The organism is Paenibacillus solani, assembly GCF_001277345.1.
In the GTDB taxonomy this organism is placed as follows: Bacteria; Bacillota; Bacilli; order Paenibacillales; family Paenibacillaceae; genus Paenibacillus_AQ; species Paenibacillus_AQ solani.
The window spans coordinates 360,355-375,773 of record NZ_LIUT01000001.1 but is presented as its reverse complement, the minus strand read 5'-3'; the positions used below and the strand labels follow the sequence as shown (position 1 = coordinate 375,773).

At 48.6% G+C, this 15,419-nt stretch carries 15 protein-coding genes and 1 pseudogene; 5 read left to right on the top strand and 11 right to left on the bottom strand.

Translation table 11 applies throughout. The annotated features are described in order from the left end of the window. Positions 1-382 precede the first annotated feature (382 nt). The 3 genes from AM231_RS01665 (at position 383) to AM231_RS01655 (ending at position 2,741) form a co-directional block, all read left to right on the top strand. Positions 383-901 (top strand): DUF6773 family protein, encoded by a 519-nt coding sequence (locus AM231_RS01665; protein WP_054401027.1) that lies wholly within the window; start codon positions 383-385, stop codon positions 899-901. 25 nt (positions 902-926) lie between these two features. Then, positions 927-1,124: a helix-turn-helix transcriptional regulator gene (locus AM231_RS01660; protein WP_009594955.1), complete on the top strand. Its 198-nt coding sequence runs from the start codon at positions 927-929 to the stop codon at positions 1,122-1,124. 165 nt (positions 1,125-1,289) lie between these two features. Beyond that, positions 1,290-2,741, top strand: a complete 1,452-nt coding sequence (locus AM231_RS01655) for an erythromycin esterase family protein (RefSeq protein ID WP_423212914.1) — start codon at positions 1,290-1,292, stop codon at positions 2,739-2,741. Between the two features lie 157 nt (positions 2,742-2,898). Here the strand turns inward: AM231_RS01655 and AM231_RS01650 are convergent, their stop codons facing one another. The 3 genes and pseudogenes from AM231_RS01650 to AM231_RS01640 all read right to left on the bottom strand — a co-directional run bounded on the left by AM231_RS01650 (position 2,899) and on the right by AM231_RS01640 (position 4,851). Further along, a complete protein-coding gene (locus AM231_RS01650) occupies positions 2,899-3,570 on the bottom strand; it encodes a DUF4097 family beta strand repeat-containing protein (protein ID WP_054401025.1) in 672 nt (223 codons plus the stop codon). A gap of 133 nt (positions 3,571-3,703) precedes the next feature. Continuing rightward, positions 3,704-4,315: pseudogene (locus tag AM231_RS01645) on the bottom strand (Type 1 glutamine amidotransferase-like domain-containing protein). Positions 4,316-4,362: 47 nt separating this feature from the next. Continuing rightward, the gene (locus AM231_RS01640; protein ID WP_054401024.1) at positions 4,363-4,851 is read right to left on the bottom strand and encodes a DinB family protein; all 489 of its coding nucleotides are present in this window, start codon (positions 4,849-4,851) and stop codon (positions 4,363-4,365) included. A gap of 111 nt (positions 4,852-4,962) precedes the next feature. Between AM231_RS01640 and AM231_RS01635 the strand changes: the two genes are divergently transcribed. Together AM231_RS01635 and AM231_RS01630 are read left to right on the top strand one after the other, a co-directional pair. Beyond that, on the top strand, positions 4,963-5,910 hold the full coding sequence (locus AM231_RS01635) for a helix-turn-helix transcriptional regulator (protein WP_054401023.1): 948 nt from the start codon (positions 4,963-4,965) through the stop codon (positions 5,908-5,910). Positions 5,911-6,318: 408 nt separating this feature from the next. Next, a complete protein-coding gene (locus tag AM231_RS01630; RefSeq protein WP_054401022.1) occupies positions 6,319-6,981 on the top strand; it encodes a CatB-related O-acetyltransferase in 663 nt (220 codons plus the stop codon). A 146-nt stretch (positions 6,982-7,127) separates the two neighbouring features. Here AM231_RS01630 and AM231_RS01625 read toward each other — a convergent pair whose 3' ends face one another. From AM231_RS01625 to AM231_RS01590, 8 genes are read right to left on the bottom strand one after another with little or no spacing between them, the layout of a single operon-like run. Further along, complete coding sequence (locus AM231_RS01625) at positions 7,128-8,291, bottom strand: N-acetylglucosamine-6-phosphate deacetylase (protein WP_054401021.1); 1,164 nt, start codon at positions 8,289-8,291, stop codon at positions 7,128-7,130. After that, complete coding sequence (locus AM231_RS01620; protein WP_054401020.1) at positions 8,284-9,072, bottom strand: glucosamine-6-phosphate deaminase; 789 nt, start codon at positions 9,070-9,072, stop codon at positions 8,284-8,286. The genes AM231_RS01625 and AM231_RS01620 overlap by 8 nt, the downstream gene beginning before the upstream one ends. A gap of 20 nt (positions 9,073-9,092) precedes the next feature. Then, on the bottom strand, positions 9,093-10,121 hold the full coding sequence (locus tag AM231_RS01615) for a Gfo/Idh/MocA family protein (RefSeq protein WP_054403510.1): 1,029 nt from the start codon (positions 10,119-10,121) through the stop codon (positions 9,093-9,095). Positions 10,122-10,173: 52 nt separating this feature from the next. Then, positions 10,174-11,190 carry a Gfo/Idh/MocA family protein gene (locus AM231_RS01610; protein ID WP_054401019.1) on the bottom strand — a complete coding sequence of 339 codons (1,017 nt, stop codon included), beginning with the start codon at positions 11,188-11,190 and terminating at the stop codon, positions 10,174-10,176. Beyond that, positions 11,187-12,050 carry a sugar phosphate isomerase/epimerase family protein gene (locus tag AM231_RS01605; RefSeq protein WP_054401018.1) on the bottom strand — a complete coding sequence of 288 codons (864 nt, stop codon included), beginning with the start codon at positions 12,048-12,050 and terminating at the stop codon, positions 11,187-11,189. Before AM231_RS01605 ends, AM231_RS01610 begins: the two co-directional genes overlap by 4 nt. 58 nt (positions 12,051-12,108) lie before the next feature. After that, the gene (locus AM231_RS01600) at positions 12,109-12,933 is read right to left on the bottom strand and encodes a carbohydrate ABC transporter permease (protein ID WP_053489629.1); all 825 of its coding nucleotides are present in this window, start codon (positions 12,931-12,933) and stop codon (positions 12,109-12,111) included. 59 nt (positions 12,934-12,992) lie between these two features. Further along, entirely contained in the window at positions 12,993-13,958 is a 966-nt protein-coding gene (locus AM231_RS01595; protein WP_054401017.1) for a carbohydrate ABC transporter permease, read from the bottom strand. 29 nt (positions 13,959-13,987) lie between these two features. Then, on the bottom strand, positions 13,988-15,349 hold the full coding sequence (locus tag AM231_RS01590) for an ABC transporter substrate-binding protein (RefSeq protein WP_054401016.1): 1,362 nt from the start codon (positions 15,347-15,349) through the stop codon (positions 13,988-13,990). Between the last annotated feature and the right edge of the window lie 70 nt (positions 15,350-15,419).

The following is a 15,419-nucleotide window of genomic DNA, read 5'->3' as shown; positions in this document are numbered from 1 at the left end:
CTCTGGCCGCAGTTATCAAAAAAAGGGCCGAGCCTACTTGGATCTGTACCTCACATTATCGTAAGCGAATGAAATGGATCACGGAAGAACACGCTCCTGTTATCAATTCAGGCACAAAAGTGGCCCTGCCCAATTTTAACACGCGGGTACGTAATGTACATCCTTGAGCTAGAAAGTCCGATTCAGAAAATATATCAGAATCAGCTCCGTCCTGGGTGGAACTTTGAAATAAAAATTCCTGAGGACAAGTCCACCGCTCGATCAAAAAGAAAAATATTAAAATCTAAATGACATATATATATTGCAAAAAGACGTAAATACTATTACAATGCATGTATCCAGAAAATCTCAGTAACGTATCTCTAACCAAAAGAAAGGAATGATGAGCTTGAATTGGTTTAAGAAAAACTCGGTGGTTGAGGATGAGCGTATCGTCAATCTGAAGAACAAGCTATACAAAGAGGTTTACGTCTTGATCATGGTCATTTGCAGCATTTCCGTCATCATTAAATCTTTTATGCAGCCCGAAGCGGAATCGGTCTGGCTGGAAATGCTGATCATTGTGGGAGGAAGCTTATATTTCGGAATCCGCAGTGTTGGATTGGGCATTTACTCGGATGAAGTGGAGGTTCATGACCAGCGAAGCAAAATTTCGTTCAGCAAACGTACGGCGATCTGGGGGCTTATTATCGGGGTTATCCTCGCACTCTATTTCGGAATTCGCAGCGCGGTTTTGTATGGTAACGGCAACAGTGCGACCGAGATCAAGTATTTCTTGAGCGTATTCATTTTTTCGTTGATTATCTACATCCCGCTCTTTGTGGGCGTCAATATAGTAACTCACTATGGTGCAAACAAAATGAGCCAGAAAATGTCGAAAGACGACGATTTGGATGCTTAGAAAGGGATAACAAGGTGACTTCCGCATGAAAAATATCAAATTGAAAATGGCCCGGGTCGAGAAGGATTTATCGCAAGAAGAACTGGCCCAAATTGTCGGTGTCTCCAGACAGACCATCGGTCTGATCGAGCTGGGGAAATATAACCCTTCCCTCAGTCTGTGCGTTGCCATATGCAAAGCACTATCCCGTACTCTCAATGATCTGTTCTGGGAGGAGGACTAAGGCTAGTGCAGCAGTACTGTTCTCTAACCCACGCACTGTAATTATTTTTTATGTTAGGGGGGTGATGCCGCGTTCCAGGCAAGGAAGCTTAATGATGATCTTTTTGCAAGTACGTTCTTTCCATTAGAAATAAACAAATTATATTAAAAGGAGTGATCCAGTATGATGCTGCGTAACACCAAGAGAGCATTCACGATATTTCTGCTCACCGCCTCCCTTGTGGGAGTCTCCCTATTCCCTGCCGGAAATATATACGCTTCCACCCCTGATACCATACAAGGACAGGTTACCGAGGTAACCATGGCCCGAACCTCTGATGAAAAGATTGCCGAATGGGAGAACTGGGCTAAAGACCATGTATACCGATTGGATACGATTCAGCCTGCCAACACGGCCAATGGCACAAACCAATATAAGGATCTGGCTATGCTAAAGCCGCTCTTGCATGACAAACGCATCGTGTTTTTGGGGGAAAGCTCCCACGGTGTTGCGGAGTTCAATCTGGCGAAAACCCGGTTGATCCAGTTCCTGCATCAAGAAATGGGGTACAATGTGCTGGCCTTCGAGAGCGGACTTGGAAACAGCTCGTTGTCTTACAGCCTCTCCGGGCAGCGAAGCGCGGAACAAACGATGAAGGATTCTATCTTTGGTGTCTGGTGGTCCAAGGAGATTTTACCGTTGTTCGACTACATTAAAAAGGCACGAACCAGTGAGAGCCCGCTCATACTAACCGGTTTTGACATGCAGCTACAGTACCCGCTGTTTGACGGACAATGGCTGAAGGATGAGGATGTGGCCAAGCGCCTTGCGGAAGCTGAACAAAAATTGTCCGATTACTCTCTCGGTACGGATCTTGCCGCTTACCGTAAAGAGAAGAATCAGCTGATTCAAGTATATAATGACGCCATTAAATCCTTGAAAACAAAGGCAAACGAGACTCATTTGAAGCAGTTATATCCGGATAATCCTAAGCTGTCTATGCTGCTGGAACGAAGCCTGAACGACCGGATTCGGGTAGCCAAAGAGTATGTAGAGCTCTCCATCGAATCGACTCTTGGTATGGAGAGCGGGGATTATGCACCTTTCCTCGAATCGATGGAATGGCGGGATCAGGCGATGCATGATAATCTCATGTGGCTGGCTACCGAGGTCTATCCAACGGAGAAATTTATCGTCTGGGGACACAACGACCACATCCGCAAAGCTCAAACTGAAGTCATGGGTACACCTTATCCAATTTCCTTAATGGGAGAGAAACTCTCGGAGGAAATGAAGAAATACAGCTACGTACTCGGCTTGTATCCCGCCAGTGGGCAAACCGCCGATAATCTGGGTAATGTGCATGATGTTTTACCTGCAGAGCCAGGGTCCATAGAATCGATCCTGTCGGCAGCGGGCTCGCCATATACCTTCGTTGACCTGCGGTACCAAAAACGTGAGGCGGGTAATTCATGGATGTTCGAGCCGCGTTATGCCTACAGCTGGGGCATGATTCCCGAGAGCTTAATCGCTCGTGATCAATACGATGGTATTCTGCTTATTGATGACGTAAACCCGCCGCAATATATGAGATCTTCCTCTGCGTCATCCAAGGCTTCTGTGCCTGCCGAAGAATAAGATGCTATCATTCTATTTTTCCATCTAAGAAATTTTCATAGGTCAAGATGATAAGCATCCCCAGAAGGTCTGCTTCTAGAGCACATAAGCTGTGAACTCTAGGATAAGGACTTGTATGGGGATGCTTGTTTTTTCTTACGCTCTGTTGATTTATGCGTTATTTGATCGAAATGTTTCCCGAAGAGGTTTTGAGCTTAACCTCATGCCGGCCATCACCTGAGCGCCCTTCCGTCTTCCGGTTGCTCTGCCTTCTATCCTCCAGCGGAACAGCAATAGACCGGCGTCCGCTTCCTGATTGCAGCATCCAAGTTGCATGAGGCGTTTCTTCATCGAGCTGGATGTTAACGTTTCCGCTTGTCGCTGATACCTCGACGTCATTATTCAAACGAATGAACGCTAGGGATATACTCCCGCTTTTGCCCTTCACCTGGAAGCTGTGATTTTGCAATTCGGTTCCTGTTACACTGCCGGAAGACCCTTCAATCACGACCTTCCCTTCATAATTCGCAGGAATTTTCACGCTAAGCTGGGGCATCTTACCGATATTCAACATCCGAGTGATATCGTTATCTAAATGAATTTTTACCCGATCGCCCTTCTTATCAACAACAGCCCCTGCGGACTTGCTGTTTCTGAGCAGCGATACTTCCAAAGCGTCTACGTCCGCTGTCTCGACGAACAAAGTCGTACTGCCATGGTCGATCTCCAGCACTTCTACCTCCTCAAGCGTTACGCGCTGGAGATCCCCATCTTCGTCCGTGGAATTGCATGCACTAAGCAAGAACAGGGTAAGGGTCCATAGTATTGCAGCAGCGGTATATCGTTTCATAACTTTCTTTCACCCCTTTCAGCATTTCAGCTATTGTACAGGATGACGCTGCGTCACTTTCAAGCTAATATCTATGGTAAAAATAAAAAGAAGGATGGCGGTCGCCATCCTTTAATCATCGAATCGTATTTTTTTAATGAACAATTATATTATTATGATCAACTTGGATTACTTGCGTATTGGAGATCGGCACAAGATTTAATCTGGAATTGTAGTGAGCTATTAAATCATTAGCAGCGTCTGTAAAAGGTTCGTTGTTATAATGCGGAACAGGATAAAAATCGATAAAGTTTAAACCCTCATACGATTTCAATGTTGTTGCTTTACCTATATCATCCATGAATTTTACATACTCTATATTGGGAGATGTTATGATAGATCCTGCTGATTCTCCAATATATAATTTCCCCGAGTTAACTTGATCTGTTATGATCTTGTCTGCCCCTGATTTTCACAGTTCTTGTAATAAGTAGAATGTATTTCCACCAGATACGTAAATAAGATCGTTTCGTTCGAGCTTTTCTTTGATCTCCTCCAGTGGTGCTATTGAAATATCAAGCTTTTCAACGACGACTCCCAACTTTTCAAATGCTTCTATAGCTGTACGTATATAGTGGGTGATTTCCTCGGATTTACTCGCAGTGGGAATAAACGTTACCGTCTTCCCTTTCAGGTCCTCGCCAGCGAATTCTCTAAAGAGATCAACAACATCTTTAAATGAAGACGTCAAAAACATATTCAGCATCTTTAGTTCTCCTTATATTTATTACTCGGGAAATATTGGTGTTCCCCTTAATATAAATCAAACATATTCACTTCATAGCCCTGGACTTTCAGATAATTGAATAATTGTGCACGATGATGCTGGGCATGTGTGACAATTTCGATCAGCCACTTGGCTTGCGTTGAACCGTGCTCCAGGTAGAAGGGCTTTGTCTTTTTGTGCAAAAACTCTTCATCTGTAAGATCGCTCATGTAAGATTTAAGATCCGCAAGCCCCGTTGTCATCCAAGCGGTCAATTTGTCCTTGTCCACGCTGTCTGCGGCAATGCTCGCCTCCAGCTCGCGGATCTCTGCTTCGCTCTTCTCTTGCAAAATCAGCAGGTCCGTTGCAGGCACCAAAACCAGATGGTGCACCAGCTCCTGAAGCGACCTCATATTGTGGGCTGGTCTATAATCCCAATGCTCTGCCGAAATTTTGCCGATCAGATTCGAGCTGGTCCTAACGATAAGCTCCAGCTCCTCGAACAACAGCTGCTTCATTTCCTTCAATTGACTCACATTCCATCACTCCATTTTTATTTTATTAGGGGTATCTAGGTTCTACGTTCAGTATAGCCTATAATAGTGACAACTATTGTCATAGTCATCAAACGATTCGGAGCTGATTCTATGTCCAAATCCAAACGTCTCATCGAGCTGATGATGACCGTTAACCGAATGCGGAAATTCACTGTAAGAGAACTGGCCGATCAGTTCGGCGTATCCCCTCGCACGATTCTAAGGGACCTGCAAGAGCTAAGCGAGCTGGGGGTTCCGCTCTATTCCGAAGTAGGACCACATGGCGGATATCAGGTTCTGAAGGAACGAATTCTCCCGCCAATCGCTTTTAGCGAGGAAGAAGCGGTCGCGATGTTTTTTGCCAGCCATGCCCTGCGTCACTATCTATTTCTTCCCTTTGAAGCCGAGTCTTCTACAGCCCTGCAAAAATTTTATTATTACATGCCAGGTGATGTCCGTGACCGGATTGATCAGATGAAGAACCGGGTGGATTTTCATACGCACACCAGACAGCAAAAAGCCGAATTTCTTGAGATTCTGCTGGATGCCGCTGTTGAGCAGCGAGTCGTTACGATGGAATACGAAACCATAGAAGGCTGCGCGGAACGGAGTATCCAACCTGTCGGTGTCTATGCAAGCAACGGCTTCTGGTATTGTGCCGCTTATTGTTTTCTGCGCGATGGCTTTCGCCTGTTCCGTTGTGACCGCATGCAGTCTGCGGCCTACGATATAACCGGAATCGAACCACGGGATCACCGCCATATCCATCTGGGCAACTGGAGAGAATACGGCGAAGAGTTATCGGCCTCTATTCGAATGGTCGTTGATCTGAGCCGGGAAGGCGTTCAGCGCTGTGAATCGGAGTTATGGCCGGTGCCCCATATTGATATGCAGCCCGATGGAAGCGGACGGCTTGATCAGAGCGTCCCCGCTGGCGAAATGATGTATTTTGCTAAATTTTTTATCGGCTTAGGGAACGATGCCACTGTGAAGGAACCCCGTGAGATGGTGGATCGTATGAAGGAAATTCTGACGGAGATGGTAGCAAAATACGATTAGGGATGGATTACCCCGCCAAAAGCTTCTGAAAATACTATTTGAGCGCTTTTACTCCCTTGGTTGCATCTTATTCCAGAATTAACAGCGTGGAAGAATATCACACACCCTCTTCTTTTTTTACTGCCATATGTAATTTAATGAACAGACTTCACGCGATAATAATAGACGCTAACTACCGACATATTGTCAATCGACATATGACGTTTTATTTTCAAAGAATCTATTTATACAAGAAGCCTGTATAGTCTGGAGTTTGACGAAAAGATCATACTTTTGTTACAATCTCACCAACACATAGGAAAAGGATGAGGACGATGGTTCGTCGTTTGATAAGGTTTAAGAATGTCGCTACTGTATTAAGCTTCTAAGTAAAAACATATATTCTACTTAGAAGCGAGGAAATAGAAAATGAAACAGAATAGGTTCGAACACTGGTCAGAAATTAAGTATCTAAAGGATATTGTCACTAATCCAATGATTACAGTAGGAGAATACTCTTACTATTCCGGTTATTACGATGATCATGATTTTGAAGATGGTTGTGTTAGATACATGTGGGGGGATGAAAAATCCAGACAGTTATTTAACCCCATCGAAGATTATGGTTGGCATATAGATAAATTGATTATTGGAAATTACGTATGCATTGCAAGTGGTGTTATTATTCTAATGGGTGGAAATCACAATCATCATTCTGATTGGATAACCGTGTACCCGTTTGTAGATCAGATTGAAACTTCCTACGCACCAAAAGGTGATACCATCATCGAAAGTGATGCCTGGATTGGAATGAATGCCATGATTATGCCAGGTGTGACGATAGGTGAAGGCGCCATTGTGGCAGCTGGTTCGGTTGTTGCCAAAGATGTCGCACCGTATACGATCGTAGGCGGTAACCCTGCAAAAGTAATAAAGAAACGCTTTACGGACGCAGAAATTGAAAAGTTAATGGAAATGCGATGGTTCGATTGGGAACGTGAGAAAATTGAACAAGCCAGTCATATTTTATCAAGTTCTTCTATAAATCGATTATATGAATTTTATCAAAAAGAAATATTGCCGCACGTTTAGATTCAGATTTCTTAAAATAAAAACTAATGTAAATACCCCTTCTTGAATTCAAGAGGGGTATTTTTATATCTCGATCTGTTGATCTACTAATCTTCATCCATAAGATATTCAAGATATCGATGGATGATGATTGATATTTCTAGCATCTAACGATCCATCCGATATACAGAACATCCACCTTTGACGGTCTCCAAAATGCGTAGCTCCCCCTTGCGCTTCTCGACCAGCACGAAGTCGGCCTGTGCGCCTCTCTTCAGCCCATATCGGTCCGCTTGCCCCATCGCCTGCGCTGGAAATGTCGAAGCCATCTCCCAGGCATCAGCGAAGGAACATAGTTCCGATTCCGCTAATCGACATACCGCATCGACAAGCATCATGGCTGAACCGGCCAGCAGTTCAGGCTTCCGGGCCAGGTGCAATCTACCCGCCGGCGTTAGGACGACATTCCCGCCGATATGAGTCTCGTACTCCCCAGGCGGCATTCCGCTTAAGTATACGGCATCACTGACGAGCAGCGCCTTGGACAACTTGGCGCGAAGGATCACCTTGATAACCGAATCCGGCAAATGATTCCCGTCCGCGATCATCCCTGCCCACAGCCCATCTTGCGCAAGCTGCTCCCATATATAATTCGGATGGCGCGGAAGCATCAGATGTGCGCCATTGCCAAGATGCGTGGACATCGTGGCTCCAGCGTTCACCGCTTCCCGAATCTGCTCGGGGGTGGCAGCGGTATGCCCGATCGATACAACGATTCCCGCCTCTGCACACGCTTGAATGAATCCCGCTGCTTCCGGCCACTCCGGCGACAAGGTTACGATCCGGATCCGGTTTTCCGATGCTGCCTGCCATCTCATGAACAGCTCCCAATCCGGTGCCTTGATGTACCGCGAATCATGCGCCCCCTTCGGCCCTTCCTCCGGAGAAATAAAAGGGCCTTCCAGATGAATCCCGCCTATGGTTGAACCGACCAACTCATCCTCCCGGCAAGCCGCGTCAATAACACGCAATAATTGTTCTATCTCTTCATCGCCGTTCGTAATGACAGTGGGATAATACAGGGTTATGCCTTTTTCCCATAAACGCCTTGTTGCCTGGATTACCGTATCGACAGTAAGGGGCAGCGAATTGAAATCATGGCCGTAGCCGCCATTAATCTGAAGATCGATTAATCCTGGAGCGATCCATGTCTCACCATCGCCATGTCCAGGAACTACTCGCTCTATTCGACCGTCAGGATTCCATGCGAGCTGAGTCCACTCACCTGTAACATAATGCCGGCCTGCACGAACCCTTTCGTTGCTATTCATTCCTGATCTCCCCGTAAGATTCCCGATCCACGTACAGCGTGCAATCCGGATGCCGTCTAAGAATACTTGCAGGGCAGGCCTCGCTTATATCACCATACAACGTTTTCTGCACGGCTGACCGCTTGCTTGCGCCCGGAACGATACAGAATAGATGGGCACCCGACATTAGGGCCGGAATCGTGAGGGTTAGCGCATATTCCGGAACCTCCTCCAGACTCGCAAAGCAGCCGTCATTCACCTGCTGATGGCGGCAGTCCTCATCCAACTTGACCTGCTTCACCCATAGCGGATCGGTAAAATTGGCAACAGGCGGATCATTAAAGGCGATATGTCCATTCTCGCCAATGCCGAGGACAACCATATCAATCGGCGCAGCGGTGATTAAGCGGCTGTATCGATCACATTCTGCCTCAGGATCATTCATGCCATCGATCAGATGCAACTCGCCAGGGGATACCTGATCGAACAACCGCTGGGATAAAAAGTTCCCGAACCGCTGCGGCGCCGACGAGGGCAGGCCGATGTATTCATCCATATGAAAAGCCGTTACCCGGCTCCAGTCCAATCCTTTCATTTGAACCAGTGCCGTCAGGCATTCATTCTGCGACGGGGCGGCTGCAAACACGATGCGAATGCGCTCCTTCGTAGCCAGAAGACGCTGCATCGCTGCGCAAATATCGTCAGCTGCCGCCTTTCCCATCGCTTCACGCCCAGCATGGACGCGAATCTTCAGTTTATCCTGAACCTCTTCAAGAACAGGCTTCAAGCTGTAGCCGGACATGATAGGCTCACCTCCATATTCTAGGATACTGCTGTTCCGGTTTGCAGTTCGATTTCTTGGCGCTGCCTCGAAGCCTCATAAGTGCCGAGAATAATCTCCAGGGAATGTCTGCCTTCCTCCCCGGTGATCACAGGTCTGCGGCCTTCACGCACGGCAAGCGCCATATCCCGGATCTGCAGACGGTGACCGTCCGGGATCACTTTAAACGGTTCGAATTCTGGCAGCTTTAATTGCACGCCATCGATTTCAAGGGATACGATGGTATCTTCTTCAATAATGAGCACGCCTTTATCCCCGTGGATGACCAGGCGCTGCCCTTTGCCGTCGCAGGCTGTAGTCGTGATCTCAAGAACGCCGAGCGCCCCGTTTACGAATTCAAGCGCAGCGATTACCGTGTCTTCAACTTCGATGTTGCGCAGTACGGCTTTGGCCTTCGCCGACAGGGAGGCGACGGGTCCAACAAGCCATTGCAGCATATCCACGGTGTGAATTCCCTGGTTCATCATTGCGCCGCCGCCATCCATCTCCCAGGTTCCACGCCAGCCGGCGCTGTCATAATAGGATTGATCCCGGTACAGCATGACATACGCCGAGCATAAGCTAAGTTGTCCCAGTCGGCCTTCCTGAATGACCTGCCGGGCAAACTTGGCCTGCGGGGACATGCGCCGAGGAAAGACGGTGGCAAGCAGCACCCCGTTCTCGGCACAGACCGCAATCATACGCTCGACATCTTCAAGCCGGATCGCCATCGGTTTCTCCACCAGTACATGCTTGCCCGCCCGGGCCACCATGGCTGTCTGCTCTCCATGCATGCCGCTTGGTGTGCAGATGCAGACCACTTCCACATCCTCGCGTGCCAACAGCTCCTCCATCGTGCTGCAAATGTCGCCTCCGTACGTTTCAGTCAGCTTGGCCGCCGCTTCGCGTTTCGGATCGAATACAGCGACAAGCTCAGCCTCCTCCGTATTCATGATACCTTGCGCATGAATGTTTGCAATAATTCCGCAGCCGATGATTCCGAACCGGACCGGCAGCTGTTTCTCCGTCATGTTCTCCACGCCTCCCCTATGCATTGTTTGCTGTACGATCTTATCCATCTTTTTACTCCCGCGATAGAATCTGTGCTCCTTCATCGGCCTTTACCGTGGCCTCCGAAGCTTTATAAATATCGTCAAACGAAATCATGCTGTCTTTTCCCTCGATTCGATTCAGAAAATCCTGGGTGAGCGACAATGGAGGGGAGGCCAATGGCATTGAACGAAGTTCCTCTTCATTGATAACAAGCAGAACCTCATCGCTTGATAGTAAGGGATCGCCTTCCAGCCGTATTTCCGCAATACCAAGCGTCCCCGTAATGAATATCCGGCCATCTCCCCAAGTCCAGCTTCCTGCAGGTGTATGCCAGTCCGCATAGAGCTGAGCCGTTATTCCCCCGTTCATGATGACCTGCACACCGGCAGCATCATAGAAGGTCGGGTATTCAGGCAAAATATGCTTTCCCATATAACTGGATACCGACTTCACTTCCCGCCTTGTCAGCCATCTCAACAAATCAAAATCATGAACGAGCAGGTCATTCAGAATCCCCCCGGATTGCACTCTATCAAAATGCCAGGCCGGGCGGGTATCCGGATTCAGCCGATGCGGCTTGCGCATCGCAATATGAACAATGTCGCCCAAATCTCCGGATTCGATCAACTGATGAACCGTATGAAGCGAAGGACGAAAACGTTCAGTCAGCATCATGCCTACCTCGATTTTTCCCCGCTCCATAACTCCTCGCAGCCGGAGCAGCCCGGCCCGATCCGTTATCGCAGGCTTGTCGATCATGATGGGCTTGCCGTGCAGCTCGCACAGCTCGATGACATCCATCTTCTCGCTGTTAATCGCCGCACACCCAATAACAGCCAACTGTTCATCGTTCAGCAAGGATTCTCGATCCCCGATCAGTTCCAAACCATAACGGTCGGCGAGTGAAAGAGCTAACCGCTTATTATCTGGTTCGTATACTCCTGCACATTCGTAACCCAGTGCCTGCATCTCCTCAATGAATATGCCGATGTGAGCATGCTGGCAGCCGATGATTCCAAATTTCCGTCCCTGCCCGATTCCGATCATTCTAATACCTCCACATTCTGCAGCCATTCCTTGATAACCAGCAGATCGTATGCGAGGCGTTCTTTCGGTGGATAGGGAGCAGCGCACTCCAGCGTCAGCCAGCCCTGATACTGCTGCTGCCGAAGTCCTCTAAGCAGCCCGCTATGGTCCACCTCTCCTTCACCAAGGCGGCATTGCAGAAAGAACTCTTCCCCGTGACGGGTCAAATTCTTGAATGTTCCGGGCGCCCCCACCTGCCCGATTCGCTGTTCATCCTTGATATGCACATGAAACAGCCGACTTCCGAGCTGCCGAACAGACTCATCCCCATAGTCTGTGTCCGTGATATACATATTGCCTGCATCATGAATCACGCCGACATGATCCTCACCAATTAAATCCAGCAAACGAAGGGCGCTGTCCGTCGTTTCCACCAGACTCTGGTTATGAATCTCCAGTACAATTCGCTTTCCCGCAGCCCGGGCTTCCTCCGCACATTTTCGAATCCAGTGGGCAGCCTTGGTATAGTGATAGTCCTCTGCCAGGAAGGCGTTCGGCCCTCCCTGAAAGATGCGCAGCATCTCTGCGTCCAGCATGACTGCCCGCTCCAGCAACTCCATAAATTGATCGTAGGCAACGGCGCAATCATCGTCTCCGCTTGTCGAGAAATGTCCCATATATCCTGCCAGTGCCGGAATCGCCAGACCGTGCTCATCCGCAAGCGTCTTCATCTCACGCACGCGTGCAAGTGAGGTCTCTGGACTTAAATGCGGTTCTCGACACGCGATCTCAATGCCATTAAATCCGAGCTCGGCGCAAATCCCCATCGCTTCGTGGATGCTGTAATCCATCAAAGATCCACTGAATGCGGCTAACTTCATCTTGTTTTACATCCTTTCCTTGGATCACAGCATGTCTCGCTTCGCTGATAAATCTCCATTACTTGATTCCGGCCATACTGTGGTTCTGCACAAAATACTTCTCTGCGAACAGGAACACCAGCAGAATCGGAACAAGACTGACCAGTGCTGCCGCAATCATCAGCTGTTCATTGCCGGTCCACTGTCCGGATAAGGAGAGAATACCGATCGGCAGCGTATACTTCTCATTCGAGGTCAAATAGATGACAGGCGTCAGAATCTCATTCCACTTGCCCATGAACGTAAAGATCGCCAGTGTCGCCAGCGTTGGCCTGGCCATCGGAATGAAGATCCGCAAATAGATCTGGAACGGATTGCAGCCCTCCATTTTGGCCGCTTCCTCATATTCCTTGGGAATATTCATGAAAGCCTGCCTCATGAGAAATATCCCGAACGGCTGAGCCAGCCATTCAATGATCCACAGCGGCGTGAGGGTATCCAGCATGTTCAGCTTATTAAAAATGATAAAGTGCGGAATAATGATCACGACGGCCGGGATCATCATCGTACCCAGCACCATCACAAATAGCGTACTTTTCAACGGAAAACGCAGTCTGGCGAATGCATAGCCAACCATCGAGCAAGAGATCAGGGCGCCGATGACTGACAAGACAGCTACGAAAATACTGTTTAGCGTATACCCGCCGATATTCCCCAGTTTGAATACTTCAGCATAATTGGCCCACTGAAATACCTCGGGAATCCAGCGGGGCGGAACCGTTGTATATTCCTTATATGTTTTCAAAGAATTCATGAATGCCGACAAGAACGGCACAATCATAATGAGCGAGCTGATCCCAATCAGCACATATCCGATGCTTTTGCCCAGCAGCTTTCTTCTCATGTCAGATTCCTCCTTTCGTCCGGCGCTTCATAAGCTGCAGTTCCTTCTTGACCACTGAATCAGTCATAGTGCACCCATTTCTTCTGCGCCCTAAGCTGTACCAGCGTCAACAAGAACAGAATCATGAACAGCACCCAAGCGATAGCGGAAGCATAACCCATTCTCATAAACGTGAACCCTTCACGGTATAAATACAGCATCATGACCAGACTGGAGTTATTCGGGCCACCCGCCGAACTGATATCCCCTCTACCGGTGAGCACGTAAATTTGTTCAAATGCCTGGAAGGTGGAGATCGTACTCATGATGACCACCAGGAAAGTCGTCGGCGAAATCAACGGAACCGTAATATTGCGGAATTTACGTATAGCTCCTGCTCCGTCAATCTCCGCAGCTTCATACAAATCCCCGGGAACGCTCTGAAGTCCCGCCAGATAAATGACCATGATATAACCGATCCCTTTCCATACCGCGATGAAGACGAGCAGCGGGATGGCCAGCTTCGGATCCTGCAGCCAGCCTTGCCCTGCGAACCCCAGCTTCGCAAGCAGTGTATTCGCCAGACCGAAGCGGGGATTGAATACGGCGTCAGCGACATACAAGATGACGGTCCATGAGGAGATCACCGGAATAAAATGAGCCATCCGAAACCATTTAAGCCCTTTCAAACGCTGGTTTAACGCAACAGCCAGCACGAGAGCGAGGAAGGTCTGGAGGGGTACGAACAGCACTGCAAAATACAAGGTATTCCATAGGGAACGCATGAACAGTGAATCACCGGCCATACGCCTAAAATTATCCAATCCGCTCCACTGAGGCGGATTCAGCATATCGTAATCGGAAAAGCTGAAATACAGCGATGCAGCGAGGGGTCCCGCCACAAAAATAATAAAGTGAAGGAGATAAGGGGAGGCCATAAGCAGCCCCCATCTCCCCTCATGATCCCATTTCCGTTTTCGGGCGGGCCGTTTATGCGGCATCGGATCGGCTTTGAGTGCTGCATTGTCGTTTATCATATCGCCCATTTCACTCCCGCCTTTCTTCCACCCTTGTTTTATTTTTTATAAAAATCATTGAGGACCGATTGAACAGCTGCATCCGCATCGTTTAGCGCCTGATCAATGGTTGCATCGCCCAGGAACGCACGCTCTGCATTCTCGTTGAATTTGCCTACCCACTCTTCCCATACCGCATTATTATCGAGCGTCTGTGCAAACTCCAGACTATCCAGGAATGCCTGGCGGTTCGCCGGCTTCTCACCTGCTTTGAGGAACACTTCAGATTGTGCTACCGATTTCTTCACAGGAACTGCCTCACCAAGCTCAGTCCACTGTTTCTGTACGTCATCTTCCGTAGCCCAGTATTTAATCCATTCCCAAGCGGCTTTTGCTTTCTCATCATTCGACTTCTGATTAATCACCCACGAGTTAGCAATAACCGGGGAGACGCGTTTGCCATCAGGTCCCTTCGGCAGCATCGTCACATCATAATTCAGGCCTGCTTCATTCGCTGCCTGCACCCGAGCATAGATCCCAATCCGCATGGCAGCCGAGCCGCTTGGGAACACTGCCGTATTGCTCTGGAAGCTCTTCAGGTCAACCGGGTCCGTGATGATGCCCCGCTGCATACCATCGACCATCCATTCAAATGCCTGCTTGTTCTCGGGCGAATTGACGATCGAATTTTCCGCCTTCTCGTCAAGAACGCCGCCCCCATAAGATTTCATGACAGAGAACCAGCCTTCGGTGATGCTAAAGAACGTGAGCCCAAACTGATTTACACTGGCAGCGTCAAACCCGCTGTCCTCTGCAGTTTTTCCACTTGCGTCCACTGTCAGCTTCGCAGCGGATGCTTTCAGGTCTTCCCAAGTCCATTCATCCGAAGGGTAGTCTACGCCTGCTTTATCAAACATGTCCTTGTTGTAGAACAGAACGCCGACCTGGATCCCTTGAGGTACGCCCCAATAACGCCCGTCTGCGTCCTTATTGAAATCAAGTCCGTAATACTCATCCGCCTTCAGGTCACTTTCAATCCAATCGGTCAGATCCTTGGCTGCGCCGCGCTGGGCATATTTCATCACGTACACGCCATCAGAGAGCCATACGTCCGGTGCCTGGCCGGCTGCAATCTGCGTATCCAGCTTCTGATAGAACTGGCCATACGGCGCGCTTTGGGTCTTCACTTTGATATTCGGATGCAACTTCTCAAACTGCTCAATCAGCTCCTTCATCTTCGTATCGGAGCTGTCACTGGAATAATATCCAAGCAGAATCTCTACTTTCTTACCGTCCCCGCCGCCCGCACCCGGGGAAGCGGTTCCATCTTTTCCCTCACTGGCATTGCCGCAGCCGCTGGCCACAATGGATATGAATAATAATGCCGCTAACCAACCGTGAAAGCCTTTTCTTTTTTTCACGAAGTCTCGCCCCCTGATTCAATTTAAATGGATTAATGCGATTGTAGTTGATAATGCCAAAAGCGCCCAT

Bases quoted from the DNA above. Each gene is read 5' to 3' on its own strand.
- AM231_RS01665 (WP_054401027.1), top strand. From the start codon at position 383: ATGAGCTTGAATTGGTTTAAGAAAAACTCGGTGGTTGAGGATGAGCGT.
- AM231_RS01660 (WP_009594955.1), top strand. From the start codon at position 927: ATGAAAAATATCAAATTGAAAATGGCCCGGGTCGAGAAGGATTTATCG.
- AM231_RS01655 (WP_423212914.1), top strand. From the start codon at position 1,290: ATGCTGCGTAACACCAAGAGAGCATTCACGATATTTCTGCTCACCGCC.
- AM231_RS01650 (WP_054401025.1), bottom strand. From the start codon at position 3,570: ATGAAACGATATACCGCTGCTGCAATACTATGGACCCTTACCCTGTTC.
- AM231_RS01635 (WP_054401023.1), top strand. From the start codon at position 4,963: ATGTCCAAATCCAAACGTCTCATCGAGCTGATGATGACCGTTAACCGA.
- AM231_RS01630 (WP_054401022.1), top strand. From the start codon at position 6,319: ATGAAACAGAATAGGTTCGAACACTGGTCAGAAATTAAGTATCTAAAG.
- AM231_RS01625 (WP_054401021.1), bottom strand. From the start codon at position 8,291: ATGAATAGCAACGAAAGGGTTCGTGCAGGCCGGCATTATGTTACAGGT.
- AM231_RS01620 (WP_054401020.1), bottom strand. From the start codon at position 9,072: ATGTCCGGCTACAGCTTGAAGCCTGTTCTTGAAGAGGTTCAGGATAAA.
- AM231_RS01615 (WP_054403510.1), bottom strand. From the start codon at position 10,121: ATGACGGAGAAACAGCTGCCGGTCCGGTTCGGAATCATCGGCTGCGGA.
- AM231_RS01610 (WP_054401019.1), bottom strand. From the start codon at position 11,190: ATGATCGGAATCGGGCAGGGACGGAAATTTGGAATCATCGGCTGCCAG.
- AM231_RS01605 (WP_054401018.1), bottom strand. From the start codon at position 12,050: ATGAAGTTAGCCGCATTCAGTGGATCTTTGATGGATTACAGCATCCAC.
- AM231_RS01600 (WP_053489629.1), bottom strand. From the start codon at position 12,933: ATGAGAAGAAAGCTGCTGGGCAAAAGCATCGGATATGTGCTGATTGGG.
- AM231_RS01595 (WP_054401017.1), bottom strand. From the start codon at position 13,958: ATGGGCGATATGATAAACGACAATGCAGCACTCAAAGCCGATCCGATG.